This window comes from Verrucosispora sp. WMMD703, assembly GCF_049178935.1.
Classification (GTDB): Bacteria; Actinomycetota; Actinomycetes; order Mycobacteriales; family Micromonosporaceae; genus Micromonospora; species Micromonospora sediminimaris.
In genome coordinates, this window is sequence record NZ_JBMHMM010000004.1 from 1,862,580 (window position 1) to 1,875,893 (window position 13,314).

Genomic DNA, 13,314 nt, shown 5'->3' on the forward strand with positions numbered 1-13,314 from the left:
TCAGGGCAGCTCCTCCGGTCTCGGCGTGCGCACCAGTTCCTGGTACCGGGGGTGGCAGGCACCGTAGACGGCGAAGTTGAGGCGGGCGTGCGAGAGGCTCAAGTCCCCGTTCGCCCCGCCGCGTACGGCGTCCGCGTCGGCGTCGCCCTGACCGTCATCTGTCCAGAAACAGACCGGGCAGGTGCCGCCGCCGGTCCGGTACGCGCAGCAGGGACAAGCGGCGGGAACCCAGCGATCATCCACCTTGACAGCTTTCCACAGTAGACGCTTCATCCGTGTTGTCCGGAAGCGTCCCCCACGACGCTGTAACCCCGGACCCGCAGCAGCGTACCCGGGGCCACCGCGAGCAGTTCGGCGGCGTGTCCACCGTTGACGGAGAGCGCGACCCGGCCGGCGGAGTCGGCGTGCACCACCAGGGCACCAACCGGGGCGTCGCCGAACGTACGTCCGTGCACCACGTCCCGGTCCCACCTGCCGACACCCGTCGGGCCGTCCTCGGCGGCCGGGTCGTACGCCGGCTCGCCGGTCGCCGGACCTACCCGCACCCGCGCCGGCAGCGGGTCCAGCAGCTCGGCCGGGGCGGCCAACTGGACGTTGCCGAAATGGTCCACCGTCACCACCTCGGCCACGAACCCGTCCGGCAGTCGGTGCACCAGCGGTTCGGGGAGCCGCACCAGCGTCGCCGGCTCGACCGGCGGGCCGGCCTCGGCCAGCGGGGCGCCGAGAGCCAGGCGGGCCGCGACCGGGGCGAAGACGTCCCGCCCGTGGAAGGTGGCCGACACCCGGGGCGCCAGCCAGCGCGGATTGGTCAGCTCCACCGCCTCGGTCACCCCGCCGAGCGCCTCGGCGGCGTTCAGCAGCAGGCCGTTGTCGGGTCCCACCAGCAGGCCACCGGGGGTGCCCAGCGCGACACCCCGGCGGTTCGTACCGACCCCGGGGTCGACCACCGCCACGTGCACCCCGGGCGGCAGATGCGGCACGGTCTGAGCCAGCACCGCCGCGCCCCGCCGGATGTCACCCGGCGGCACCAGGTGGGTCACGTCGATGACCCGCAGCGCTGGCGCGACCCGGGCGATCACCCCGTGGCAGACCGCCACGAAGCCGTCGGCGAGGCCGTAGTCGGTGGTCAGCGAGAGAGCCTCGGCCGGTAGCCGGGACTCGCGGGCGGCACTGCTGGTCACGGCACCGGATCGTACGCCGGTATCCGCCGCCACAGGTGCCGATGGCGCCGTTGCGGGAGCCGCGGCTCCGGCGTTCCTGATGCCGGATTGCCGACAGCGCGGCTGACCGACCGGCCACTGCCGGCGGCGGTCCCGGTTGGACAGACTGCGGGGGTGAGTCACCGGATGCTGCCAACCGTCGTTCTGCTCATGGCCACCATCGCCCTCGCCGGATGCGGTGCCGATCAGGACCCGCCCGCCGCCGCGCCGACAGTCGGCAACCCAACGGCGGATCTGACCCCACCGGCCGGCCCGGACGCCGCAACTCCGCCGACCGGCGCGGCGAACCCGACCGCCCCGGGCAGTGCCGTGCCGCCGCCGTCGACCCGACCGGCGACCCCCGGGCCGAAGCCCGACGGCAGCACCGAGCGACGGCCGCCGAGCCCGCCGCCGGTGGAGCTACCACCGCGCCAGGCCGGCGAACCGACCGGCCGGGAGGTCGTGGCCGCGTTCCGGGCCGCCGGGCTCAAGGCGGCAAACGTCCGGGACCGCTCCGTCGACTGTGGACCGGACGGGTTGGGGTTGGGCTGCTCGGAGCTGGTCGTGACCGACAACGTGGCCGTCTACGTCTTCCCGGACGAGAGCAGCGCCGGTGACCTGGCCGAGCGGTGGAGCGGCGCCGCCTACCGCAACGGCACCGTGGTGCTCAACTACCTTGAGGCGCCGACTCCGCCCGCCGACCGCCCCCGCTACGAGAAGGTCCTCGACAAACTCCGCTGAAGTCGCTCTACGTACGCAGCCGGAGGCCGCGCGGGGTGGTGCGGAAGCCGGCGGCGGTCAGGGCGTCGCGCAGCGGCGACGAGCGTACGGACTCGCCGTCGGCGCGTTCCACCGAGATCTGGCCCAGCGCGCCGGAGTGGACGGCGTCGGCCAGGGCCTTGCCGGCCGCGCCCAGCGCGTCGACGTCGTCGGTGAAGGAGAGCAGCGTCCGCCCGCCCCGCTCCACGTAGAGCGCCAACTCGCCCTCGACCAGCACGACCAACGCCCCGGCCTTGCGACCCGCCCGGTGCCCGGTGGCCGGCGGTGAGGCCGCGTCACCGGAGTCGACGGCGCGCTCCGGCCAGGGCAGCGCCGCACCGTACGGGTTCGCGGGATCGGTGGCCGCCAGCACCACAGTGGCCCCGCCCCGCCGGCCACCGTCGAGCGGATCGGCACCGGCGCGGATCCGGTCCACCGCGCCGGGCACCGCGAACTGCGCCGCGCCCAGCCCGTCGACGAAGTAGCCGCGGCGGGCCGCGCCGCGCTCCTCAAGGGCGGACAGCACCGGGTAGACGGCGGCGAAACCCCCCACCACCTGCTCTGCCACGACCGCGCCCCGGGTCAGCACCCCGTGCCGTTCGAGCAGGACGTCGGCGAGCGCGGCGGCGCGGCGGGTCGGGTCGGTGTCCCGCTCCGGCAACCGCGACCAGCGCCCGGCCACCGTGGGCGGCCCACCGCGACTGGGCAGTGCCACCCGTCCCGGGCGGCGGTAACGCCCACGGGCGGCGGTCGGGCGGGCGCGGTGCGCGCCACCGGCGCCCAGCACCGCCCGCAACGGTGCCAGGGTGTCGTTGGTGAGGTGACCGGCCCAGACCAGGTCCCAGATGACCGCGGTCAGCTCGGCGTCGTCGGTGGCGCCGACCCGGTCGGCCAGGGGCCGGAAGAACAGCGCCTGCCCGTCGTCGAGGGCGTCCAGCACCGCATCGTGCAGGGGCGTACGGGCGAGGGTGTCATCCGGCGGCGGAAGCAGCAGCGGAGCCGAGTCGGCGTACGCCAGGCTGACCCAGCCGTCCCCACCGGAGATCGCCCCTGCGCCGGCCCACAGCACCTCGCCACTGGCGCACAGCTCGTCGAGCTGGGCAGGGGAGTAGTCGGCGACCCGGGCGGGCAGCACCAGCCGTTCCAGCGCCGACGCGGGCACCGAGGCACCTTGCAACTGCTCGATCGTCGCGGCCACCGCCTCTACCCCGCGAGCCGAGGAGCCCACCTGCTGCCAGCGGGGCAGGAAAGTGGCCAGGGCCTGCGGCGGTACCGGCTCGATCTCGCGGCGTAGCGCGGCGAGGGAACGGCGGCGCAGCAGGCGCAGCACCTCGGCGTCGCACCACTGGGTGCCGGCCGTGTCCGGGGTGAACTCGCCGGAGACCACCCGGCCGGTGGCGGCCAACCGGCGCAGGGTCTGCTCGACCACGAAGACCCCGAGCCCGAAGCGGGCCGCGCAGCCGGCGGCGGTGAACGGGGTGTGGGTGCGGGCGTACCGGGCCACCAGGTCGCCGAGCGGGTCGGCGACCGGTTCGAGGTACGCCTCGGCGACACCGACCGGTAGGGCGACGCCGAGAGCGTCCCGGAGCCGGCCGGCATCCTCGACGCCGACCCAGCGTTCCTGCCCGGCGATGCGCACCCGCAGCACCCGCCGAGCGGCGGCCAGCTCGGTCAGCCACGCCTCGGGTGCCCCGCGCTCGGCCAGCTCACCGGTGCTCAGGTCGCCGAGCTGCCGCAGCAGCTCGATCACGTCCTCGGCGTCGCGGGTACGGCGTTGAGTGGTGAGCCAGCGCAGTTGTCGTTCGGTCTCGGCGAGCACCGCCGGGTCGAGCAGCTCGCGCAGGTCGACCCGGCCGAGCAGCTCACCGAGCAGGGCCGAGTCCAGGGTGAGGGCGGCGGCCCGGCGTTCCGCCAGCGGCGCGTCGCCCTCGTAGAGGAAGGCGCCGACGTAGCCGAAGAGCAGCGAGCGGGCGAACGGCGACGGCCGGGCGCTCTCCACCTCGACCAGGCGCACCCGGCGGCCGGCCAGGTCGCGCATGACCTCGGTCAGGGCGGGCAGATCGAAGACGTCCTGGAGGCACTCCCGCGCCGCCTCCAGGGTGACCGGGAAGTCGGCGTACTCGCGGGCCACGTCGAGCAGTTGGGCGGCGCGTTGTCGTTGCTGCCAGAGCGGCTGGCGGCGACGCGGATCCCGGCGCGGCAGCAGCAGCGACCGGGCGGCGCACTCCCGGAACCGGGCGGCGAACAGCGCCGAGGTGCCGACCGACTCCTCCACCAACTGGGCGATCTCCTCCGGATCGAAGGCCACCACGTCGGCGCCGGGCGGAGTGTCGGCGGTGTCCGGCAGCCGGACCACGATCCCGTCGTCGGCGGGCATCACCTGCGCGTCGACGCCGTAGCGCTCGGCCAGCCGGCGGCCGATGGCCAACGCCCAGGGTGCGTTGACCCGGGCGCCCAGGACGCTGTGCACAGCCAGCCGCCAGTCACCCAGCTCGTCGCGGAAGCGCTCGACGACGACCGTCCGGTCGTCCGGCAGGGCCCGGGTCGCCGCCCGTTGCTCGTGCAGGTAGGTCAGCAGGTTTCCGGCGGCCCAGTCGTCCAACCCGGTGGCCCGCAGCGTGGCGGTGGCCTGTTCGGTGTCCTGCCGGAGCAGGGCGCGTACCCGGGCGCCGATCGCCCGGCCCAGTTCCACCGGCCGGCCCGGCTGGTCGCCCTTCCAGAACGGCATCTTCGCCGCCTGCCCGGGGGCGGGGGAGACCAGCACCCGGTCCGGCGTGATCTCCTCGATCCGCCAGGACGAGGAACCGAGCAGGAAGACGTCGCCGACGCGGGACTCGTAGACCATCTCCTCGTCCAGCTCGCCGACCCGGGCCGCCCGTTCCGCCCCGGCCAGGAAAACGCCGAACAGGCCCCGGTCGGGAATGGTGCCGCCACTTGTCACCGCCAGCCGTTGCGCGCCGGGACGGCCGGTCAGCACGTCGGTCGCGCGATCCCACACCAGCCGGGGGCGAAGCTCAGCGAAGGCGGTCGACGGGTAGCGGCCGGAGAGCATGTCCAGGACGGCGTGCAGCGCGGAGTCGGGCAGCTCGGCGAAGGGCGCGGCCCGACGGACGACGGTCGCCAGGTCGCCGACCCGCCACTCGTCCAGGGCGACCATCGCGACGACCTGCTGGGCGAGCACGTCCAGGGGGTTGCGGGGGTGGTGCAGCTCCTCGATGGCGGCCTCGCCCATCCGCTCGGCGACCACGGCGCAGGAGAGCAGGTCGCCTCGGTGCTTGGGCAGGACCACCCCCCGCGACACGGCGCCGACCTGGTGCCCGGCCCGGCCGACCCGTTGCAGGCCGGCGGCCACGCTGGGCGGTGCCTCGATCTGCACGACGAGGTCGACCGCGCCCATGTCGATGCCGAGTTCGAGGCTGGAGGTGGCCACCACCGCCGGCAGCCGGCCCGCTTTGAGCGCCTCCTCGATCTGCCGGCGTTCCTCCCGGGAGACGCTGCCGTGGTGCGCCCGGGCGATCACCGGCGGGGCCCCGGAGACCGCGCCGGCCTGGGCCATCATCTCGGCGGGTGTCCGGGCCGCCGGGCCGGTCGCGGGTGGCGTCGCCGCGGCTGTCTCGTCGGCGGCCAGCTCGTTGAGCCGGGCGCAGAGGCGTTCGGCGCTGCGTCGGGAGTTGGTGAAGACGATCGTCGAACGGTGCGCCCTGATCAGGGCGAAGACCCGTTCCTCGACGGCCGGCCAGATGGACGCCGTGCGGGGACCGGCGAGCTCGTCCTCCGGGCTCGGCTGCTCGTCGAGGCGGGTCATGTCCTCCACCGGCACCTGGACGCTGACCTCGATCGTCTTGGCGGTCGCCGGGGCCACCACCTCGACCGGGCGGGCGCCGCCGAGGAAGCGGGCACATTCGTCCAGCGGTCGGACGGTGGCGGAGAGCCCGATGCGCTGTGCCGGGGCGGGCAGCAACTCGTCGAGCCGCTCCAGGGAGAGGGCCAGGTGGGCGCCGCGTTTGGTGCCGGCGACCGCGTGCACCTCGTCGACGATCACCGTCTCCACGCCGCGCAGCGAGTCCCGTGCGGCGGAGGTGAGCAGCAGGAACAGCGACTCCGGCGTGGTGATCAGGATGTCCGGCGGGGTACGGGCGAAGGCCCGCCGCTCGTCGGCGGGGGTGTCACCGGTACGCATCCCGACGGTGATCTCCGGCGGGGGCAGGGCGAGCCGGGTGGCGGCCTGCCGGATGCCGGTGAGCGGGGCGCGCAGGTTGCGCTCGACGTCGACCGCGAGCGCCTTGAGCGGACTGACGTAGAGCACCCGGCAGCGCTGTCGAGGGTCGGCGGGGGTCGTCTCGCGGGAAAGCCGGTCGAGTGACCACAGGAACGCGGCGAGGGTCTTGCCGGAGCCGGTGGGCGCCACGACCAGGGCGTGCCGGCCGGCGGCGACCGCGTTCCAGGCACCGGCCTGCGCCGCCGTGGGCGCGGCGAACGCCGCACCGAACCATTCCCGGGTCGCCGGGCCGAACCGGGAGAGCACCTGCTCGCCCGGGGTCGTGCTGGAATCCGCCACGAACCAATCCTGCCTCCGGGCACCGACATTCGTCCGTCGCGAGCCGGGCGGCGAGTCACCTGTTAAGGCGTTTAAGGTGACTTGCGCCAAGAATCCGTTAAGTCTCACTTAACTGCTTGCTCTTGCGGGGCAACATAAAGTAACTTCACTCGCGGTGTGGTGAGCGGCGGAGGGGGTCGGATGGCCGTCGAGGAGCGGAGTTCAAGGCCCGGCACCGACATCCTGATCCGCAAGGTGGACAGCCACGTCACCGCCCTGCGCGCCGGGCTGCACGGCCCGGAACTCGAACTGGCCGAGCGGCTCGCCAGCTGCCTACGCGAGCTGGTCGTCTCCACCGCGCAGGCCAGCGCCGCCGACCGAGCCCAGGTGCGGGCCGCCGTGCACTACTTCGTCCTGCGCCGCGAGAGCCGAGGCCGGTTGCTGTCCGTACGGTCCCTGGCCGCCGCGCAGCGGCTGGTCAACCGGGCCGCGTCCCAACTGGGCCGGCCGGACCTGGTCGTCGAGGGCCGCCCGGGTCGCGGTGACAGCGCCGCGACGGACGTCGCCGCGCACAACTGATCCGGTCGTTACCAACTTTTAGCCGCTTTGCCGGCGAAAGTGTGTTTACTTCGGGAAAACCACGCATCGCGCGCTGGACTGTCGTCTGATCGCTGCTAGACCCCCAACCCCCGTGGGGCGTCTCGGCCACCTCGACCGGGAGCGCGCGTGCTCGTACTGCTGATCCTGCACCTCGTGGCGGCCGTCGTGGCGCCACTGCTGGTCCGCCGGTGGGGTCCGCGCGCCTGTTACCTGCTGGCCCTGGTGCCGGCGACCGCCTTCGGCTGGGCACTGGTACGCACACCCGACGTGGCCCACGGCGGTGCGGTGGTCGAGACGTACCCCTGGATTCCGGAACTGGGCCTGGACCTGGCGCTGCGGATGACCACCCTGTCCTGGCTGATGACCCTGCTGGTCGGCGGCGTCGGCGCGCTGGTGCTCGCGTACTGCGCCCGCTACTTCCCACCCGACGCGCTCGGCAACTCGCGGTTCGCGGGCGTGATGGTCGCCTTCGCCGGGGCGATGCTCGGGCTGGTGCTCGCCGACGACCTGCTGCTGCTCTACGTCTGCTGGGAGCTCACCACCGTCTTCTCGTACCTGCTGATCGGCCACAGCACGGAGCGGCGGTCGAGCCGCTGGGCGGCCGCCCAGGCGCTGACCGTGACCACGCTCGGCGGACTCGCCATGCTTGTCGGGTTCCTCATGCTCGGTCACCACGCCGGCACCTACCGCTGGTCGGAGCTGGCCCAGCAGCCGCTGCCCGGCGGGGCGTACCTGGTCGTCGCGGTGCTGCTGATCCTGGTCGGTGCGCTGTCGAAGTCGGCGGTGCTGCCGTTCACCTCGTGGCTGCCGGTGGCGATGGCCGCGCCGACGCCGGTCAGCGCGTACCTGCACGCGGCGGCGATGGTGAAGGCCGGCGTCTACCTGCTCGGCCTGCTGACCCCGGCGCTCGCCGTGGTCGGCCCGTGGCGTCCGGTGGTGCTGATCGCCGGCCTGGCCACCATGCTGGTCGGTGGTTGGGCGGCGTTACGGCAGACCGACCTGAAGCTGCTGCTGGCACACGGCACGGTCAGCCAGCTCGGGCTGCTGACGGTGGTCGTCGGGGTGGGCACGGCGGACGCCGCGCTCGCCGGAGTCGCCATGCTGCTCGCTCACGCGCTGTTCAAGGCGGCGCTGTTCCTCGTGGTCGGCGTGATCGACCACGGGGCCGGGACCCGGGATCTGCGCGAGTTGTCGGGACTGCGCCGTACCGCGCCGGTGCTCACCGGGGTGGCCGTGCTCGCCGCCGCCTCGATGGCCGGACTGCCACCCCTGCTCGGCTTCGTCGCCAAGGAGGCCGTGTTCGCCGCCTTCGCCGACCGGCCGCTGGTCCTGGCGGTACTCGTGGTCGGCACCGTGCTCACCGTCGCGTACAGCATCAGGTTCATCTGGGGCGCGTTCGCCGACCGACCCGGCGCCGCCGCCACCGACCTGGGACGGATCGCGCCGACGCTGCTGGCCCCACCGGCCCTGCTGGCCGTCGTCGGGCTCGTCGCCGGCCCGGCCGCGGGAGCGCTGGATCACCTGCTCCGTCCGTACCCGGAACTCTTCGGCACCCTCGGGAAACACCTGGCCCTGTGGCACGGGCTCACCCCCGCACTCGGTCTGTCCGCGCTCGCCGTGGCGGGCGGCGCGGCGCTGTTCGCGCTGCGTGGCCCACTGGCGCCGGCGCTGGCCCGGCTGCGTTGGCCGGTCGCCGGCCAACGGGGGTACGAGTTGATCACCAATCGCTTCGACCAGGCCGCGGTGGGCGTCACAAGCGTCACCCAGCGGGGGTCGCTGCCGCAGTACCTCGGTCTGATCCTGATCGTCCTGGCCGCGGTGCCGGGCGGGGCGGTGATCCTCATCCAACCCTGGGAGCAGCCACTGGATCTGTGGGCCACGCCCGCGCAACCGGTGGTGCTGCTGGTGGTCTGCGTCGCCGCCCTGCTCGCCGTGGGTGCCACCCGACGGCTGACCGCGATGCTCCTGGTCGGCATGACCGGTTACGGCACCGCCATGTTGTTCGTGCTCTACGGCGCGCCCGACCTGGCGCTGACCCAGTTCCTCGTGGAGACCATGACCATCGCGATCTTCGTGCTGGTGCTGCGCCGACTGCCGGAGCGGTTCTCGATGCGGCCGCTGCGGCGCAGTCGCTGGATCCGGCGGACGATCGGGGTGATCGTCGGTACGACCGTGGCCGCGCTCGCCGTCGGAGCCGCGGCGGCCCGGCAGGCTCGTTCCATCTCGGAGGACTTTCCGCACCTGGCGGTGGAGCAGGGGCACGGCCGCAACGTGGTCAACGTGACCCTGGTGGACATCCGCGCCTGGGACACCCTGGGGGAGATGGCGGTGCTGGTTGCCGCGGCGACCGGAGTGGCAAGTCTCATCTTCCACCAGTCGCGCACCGGGCCACGTCCTCGTCGGCGGGAGGTCGCTGAGGACGAGGCATCCGCAGGCCGGGCGGTCTGGCTGCGCGGCGGGGCCACGCTGCACGAGCGGCAACGGTCGATCGTGTTGGAGGTGGTCACCCGACTGATCTCGCACACCGCCGTGCTCTTCTCGCTCTACCTGCTCTTTTCCGGGCACAACGCGCCCGGTGGCGGCTTCGCCGGAGGGCTGGTGGCCAGCCTCGCGCTGACGATGCGGTACCTCGCCGGTGGCCGGTACGAGTTGGTCGAGGCGGCGCCGATCGGTGCCGGCACGGTCCTCGGCGCCGGCCTGTTGCTCTCGGTCGGCAGCGGCGTGGTCTCCATGATCGTCGGCGGCACCGTGCTGGAGAGCACCACCGTCGACCTCTGGCTGCCGTTGATCGGCCACTTCTACCTGGTCACCTCCCTGTTCTTCGACGTCGGTGTGTACCTGGTCGTGATCGGCCTGGCGCTGGACGTGCTGCGCAGCCTCGGCGCCGAGGTGGACCGGCACATCGAGGCGGCCGGCGAGGCCGATGGCGGGCTGGCCGGCCGGCGAGGGGAGGCGCGGTGAGGGCCGGAGCGAACCTGGTCTCCTTCGTCACGATCGGGGTACTAGTCGGCTGCGGGGTGACCCTGCTGCTGGAACGCAGCCTGAGCCGGGTGCTGCTCGGCGTCATCCTGATCGGCAACGGCGTGAACCTGTTGATCGTCTTCGGCGGCCGATCCGGGGCGGCGCCGGTGGTCGGTGCCAGTGACGAGGCGGCGATGAGCGACGCTCTGCCCCAGGCCATGGTGCTCACCGCCATCGTGATCACCTTCGGCTTCACCGCCTTCCTGTTGGCGATCAGCTACCGCAGCTGGTACCTCAGCGGCGACGACGAGGTACCCGACGACGTCGAGGACCGGGAGATCGTCCGCCGGGCCGCCCAACGGGAGATGTCCGTCGCGGACCTCGCCGGCGAACCGCCGACGGCCGACCCTCAGCAGGTCGACGCCCCGGCGCCACCCCGCGAGGAGGGCCCGGGATGAGCCGGTACGCGCCGACCGCACCCGGCCGGTGGCGGCGATGAGCACGCTGGTGCCGCTGCCGGTGGTGCTACCGCTGCTGGGCGCTGCGCTGACCCTGCTGCTGGCGGGCCGACCGCAGACCCAGCGGACGGTCAGCGTGGGTTGCCTGAGCATCAGCCTGACGGTGGCGGTGGTGCTGCTGGTGCAGGCGTACCGGCAGGGGCCGCTGGTGGTGCAGATCGGCGGCTGGCCGGCACCCGTGGGCATCGTGCTGGTCGCCGACCAGTTGGCCGCGCTGATGCTGGTGGTCTCCTCGGCGGTGACCCTCTGCGTGCTGCTGTACTCGATCGGGCAGGGCCAGGCGGAAACTGGGGAGAGATCCCCGGTGGCGATCTTCCACCCCACCTATCTGGTGCTGACCGCCGGCGTGTGCAACGCGTTCCTCGCCGGTGACCTGTTCAATCTCTTCGTCGGCTTCGAGATGCTGCTCGCCGCCAGCTTCGTCCTGATCACCCTCAACGGCACCGCGCTGCGCATCCGCACCGGTTCCACATACGTCGTGGTCAACGTCCTGGCGTCGATGATCTTCCTGATCTCGGTGGGCCTGGTCTACGCGGCCACCGGCACCCTCAACCTGGCCCAGCTCACCGCGCGGCTCGACGCGCTACCGGACGGCGTACGCCTGAGCCTGCAACTGATGCTGTTGGTGGCCTTCGGCATCAAGGCGGCGGTCTTCCCGCTGTCGGCCTGGCTGCCGGACAGCTATCCGACGGCGCCGGCCCCGGTCACCGCGGTCTTCGCCGGCCTGCTGACCAAGGTGGGCGTGTACGCGATCATCCGGACCCAGACCCTGCTCTTCCCGGGGCAGCAGGCCGGGGAACTGCTGATGGTGGCGGCCGGGCTGACCATGCTGGTCGGCATCCTCGGCGCGGTGGCCCAGTCGGACATCAAGCGGCTGCTGTCGTTCACGCTTGTCAGTCACATCGGCTACATGATCTTCGGAGTGGGCCTGAGCACGGTCGCCGGGCTGGTCGGTGCCATCTTCTACGTGGTCCACCACATCACCATCCAGACCACCCTGTTCCTGATCTCCGGGCTGGTCGAGCAACGGGCCGGCAGCACCGACCTGCGCCGCCTCGGCGGGCTGTCCCGGCTGGCACCCATGGTCGGCGTGCTCTTCTTCGTCTCGGCGATGAACCTGGCCGGCATTCCACCGTTCTCCGGTTTCCTGGGCAAGCTCGGCCTGCTCCAGGCCGGTGTCGCCGCCGGTGGGCCGCTGCCCTGGACGCTGGTGGCCGTGGGCACCGTGACCAGCCTGCTCACCCTCTACGTGGCGAGCCGGGTTTGGAACATCGCCTTCTGGCGCTCACCCTGCGAGACGGTCGCGCCGACCGCACCGTTGCCGGCGCTGATGGTCGGCGCCACGGTCGCCCTGGTGGCACTCGGGGTGGCGCTGACCTTCGTGGCGGGACCGCTGTTCGAGTTCACCGGGCGGGCGGCGGAGGATCTGATCGAGCGCACCCCGTACGTGCGCGCCGTCCTGCCCGGCGGGGCGTCATGACCGCGCCCGGCACCGAGCCGCCGGCCCGGCGGACCCGGACAGGCCGGTGGCGTGACCAGCTGATCGCCTACGGCTGGCTGGTGCTGGCCTGGAACCTGTTCTGGGGGGAGTTCACCTGGGGGAACCTGCTGGGCGGGCTGCTGACCGCCGGCGTGGTGCTGTTGTTCTTCCCACTGCCCCCGGTGACCTTCCACGGCCGGCTCCGGCTGCGGGGTCTGCTGGTGTTCGGCAGCCGGTTCGTCGTCGAGCTGGTCCGGGCCAGCGCCCACGTCGCCCGGATCGCGGTGCAACCCGGTTACACGCCCCGTTCGGCCATCATCGGCGTGCGGCTGCGGCTGCCCACCGACCTCAATCTGGCCCTCACCGCCGAGGTGCTCTCCCTGGTGCCCGGCACGTTGATCGTGGAGGTGGACCGGGACGCCGGAATCCTCTACGTGCACGTGCTCGACGTACGCGGCCCCGCCGCCCTCGCCACCAGCCGTGCGCAGGTCCACGCCTTGGAACGGCGGATCGTCGAGGTCATCGGCTCGAACGCCGAGCTGCGCCAGGTACGCACCGGACCCGTGGACAAGGAGTTCCCGTGACCGTCTTCCTCACCGTCGTCCTCACCGGCCTGCTGTCGGTGACCGCCCTGCTGGCCCTCGTCCGTCTCTATCGGGGCCCGACCCTGCTGGACCGGGTCGTCGCCGCCGACATGCTGCTCGCCACAATGGTCGGTGCCGTCGGCGCGGAGGCGGCGGTCAACCGGCACGCCACCACCCTGCCGGTGCTGGTGGTGCTCGCCCTGCTCGGCTTCGTCGGATCGGTGTCGCTCGTCCGTTTCGCCGTCCGGGACCGGCCATGACGCCCGGTGCCGTCGCGGACTGGCTGGCTGTCGTCAGCCTGACCGCCGGTGCGCTGCTGAGCCTGGCCGCCGCCATCGGAGTGCTGCGTTTCCCGGACACGCTGAGTCGCATGCACGCGGCCACCAAGCCGCAGGTGCTCGGCGTGCTGCTCCTGCTGCTGGGGGTGGGTCTCCGGCTGCGCAGTCCAGCCGACCTCGGCATGATCGTTCTGGTCGGCGTCTTTCAACTGGCCACCGCTCCGGTCGCCGCGCAGATGATCGGGCGGGCCGCGTACCGGGCCGGGCGGGTCGACCGGAACCTGCTCGACGTGGACGAGCTGGCCGACCGGTGAACCAGCGCCCCACCGGTGGGCCCGGCCACGGACCTCGTCCCGGGCCGCCCGTCCTGGCCGGCAGAAACAGTAGGCACACCCACC

General features: G+C 73.0%; 11 protein-coding genes. 8 read left to right on the plus strand and 3 right to left on the minus strand.

The features are described 5' to 3' along the window. Together ACN26Z_RS09175 and ACN26Z_RS09180 are read right to left on the minus strand one after the other, a co-directional pair. Positions 1 to 243 carry a CPCC family cysteine-rich protein gene (locus ACN26Z_RS09175; RefSeq protein WP_093410170.1) on the minus strand — a complete coding sequence of 81 codons (243 nt, stop codon included), beginning with the start codon at positions 241 to 243 and terminating at the stop codon, positions 1 to 3. A 26-nt stretch (positions 244 to 269) separates the two neighbouring features. Further along, positions 270 to 1,181, minus strand: a complete 912-nt coding sequence (locus ACN26Z_RS09180) for an SAM hydrolase/SAM-dependent halogenase family protein (protein ID WP_421460673.1) — start codon at positions 1,179 to 1,181, stop codon at positions 270 to 272. Positions 1,182 to 1,334: 153 nt separating this feature from the next. Here ACN26Z_RS09180 and ACN26Z_RS09185 point away from each other — a divergent pair, with 153 nt between their 5' ends. Further along, complete coding sequence (locus ACN26Z_RS09185; RefSeq protein WP_139233241.1) at positions 1,335 to 1,940, plus strand: hypothetical protein; 606 nt, start codon at positions 1,335 to 1,337, stop codon at positions 1,938 to 1,940. A gap of 7 nt (positions 1,941 to 1,947) precedes the next feature. Here the strand turns inward: ACN26Z_RS09185 and ACN26Z_RS09190 are convergent, their stop codons facing one another. Beyond that, positions 1,948 to 6,516: an ATP-dependent helicase gene (locus ACN26Z_RS09190; RefSeq protein ID WP_421460675.1), complete on the minus strand. Its 4,569-nt coding sequence runs from the start codon at positions 6,514 to 6,516 to the stop codon at positions 1,948 to 1,950. A 180-nt stretch (positions 6,517 to 6,696) separates the two neighbouring features. Between ACN26Z_RS09190 and ACN26Z_RS09195 the strand changes: the two genes are divergently transcribed. The 7 genes from ACN26Z_RS09195 to mnhG all read left to right on the plus strand — a co-directional run bounded on the left by ACN26Z_RS09195 (position 6,697) and on the right by mnhG (position 13,230). Continuing rightward, positions 6,697 to 7,074, plus strand: a complete 378-nt coding sequence (locus tag ACN26Z_RS09195; RefSeq protein ID WP_093410175.1) for a hypothetical protein — start codon at positions 6,697 to 6,699, stop codon at positions 7,072 to 7,074. 147 nt (positions 7,075 to 7,221) lie between these two features. Further along, the gene (locus tag ACN26Z_RS09200; RefSeq protein WP_421460676.1) at positions 7,222 to 10,056 is read left to right on the plus strand and encodes a Na+/H+ antiporter subunit A; all 2,835 of its coding nucleotides are present in this window, start codon (positions 7,222 to 7,224) and stop codon (positions 10,054 to 10,056) included. After that, a complete protein-coding gene (locus tag ACN26Z_RS09205; protein ID WP_093410180.1) occupies positions 10,053 to 10,514 on the plus strand; it encodes a Na(+)/H(+) antiporter subunit C in 462 nt (153 codons plus the stop codon). The genes ACN26Z_RS09200 and ACN26Z_RS09205 overlap by 4 nt, the downstream gene beginning before the upstream one ends. A 37-nt stretch (positions 10,515 to 10,551) precedes the next feature. Continuing rightward, positions 10,552 to 12,054 carry a Na+/H+ antiporter subunit D gene (locus ACN26Z_RS09210; protein ID WP_093410181.1) on the plus strand — a complete coding sequence of 501 codons (1,503 nt, stop codon included), beginning with the start codon at positions 10,552 to 10,554 and terminating at the stop codon, positions 12,052 to 12,054. Next, positions 12,051 to 12,638 (plus strand): Na+/H+ antiporter subunit E, encoded by a 588-nt coding sequence (locus tag ACN26Z_RS09215; protein ID WP_093410183.1) that lies wholly within the window; start codon positions 12,051 to 12,053, stop codon positions 12,636 to 12,638. The genes ACN26Z_RS09210 and ACN26Z_RS09215 overlap by 4 nt, the downstream gene beginning before the upstream one ends. Continuing rightward, positions 12,635 to 12,898 (plus strand): monovalent cation/H+ antiporter complex subunit F, encoded by a 264-nt coding sequence (locus ACN26Z_RS09220; protein WP_093410186.1) that lies wholly within the window; start codon positions 12,635 to 12,637, stop codon positions 12,896 to 12,898. Before ACN26Z_RS09215 ends, ACN26Z_RS09220 begins: the two co-directional genes overlap by 4 nt. Beyond that, a complete protein-coding gene (gene mnhG, locus ACN26Z_RS09225; RefSeq protein ID WP_093410188.1) occupies positions 12,895 to 13,230 on the plus strand; it encodes a monovalent cation/H(+) antiporter subunit G in 336 nt (111 codons plus the stop codon). Before ACN26Z_RS09220 ends, mnhG begins: the two co-directional genes overlap by 4 nt. The last annotated feature ends 84 nt before the right edge of the window (positions 13,231 to 13,314 follow it).

Excerpts from the sequence above, each read along its gene's own strand:
- ACN26Z_RS09215 (WP_093410183.1), top strand. The coding sequence starts at position 12,051 with ATGACCGCGCCCGGCACCGAGCCGCCGGCCCGGCGGACCCGGACAGGC.
- ACN26Z_RS09195 (WP_093410175.1), top strand. The coding sequence starts at position 6,697 with ATGGCCGTCGAGGAGCGGAGTTCAAGGCCCGGCACCGACATCCTGATC.
- mnhG (WP_093410188.1), top strand. The coding sequence starts at position 12,895 with ATGACGCCCGGTGCCGTCGCGGACTGGCTGGCTGTCGTCAGCCTGACC.
- ACN26Z_RS09210 (WP_093410181.1), top strand. The coding sequence starts at position 10,552 with ATGAGCACGCTGGTGCCGCTGCCGGTGGTGCTACCGCTGCTGGGCGCT.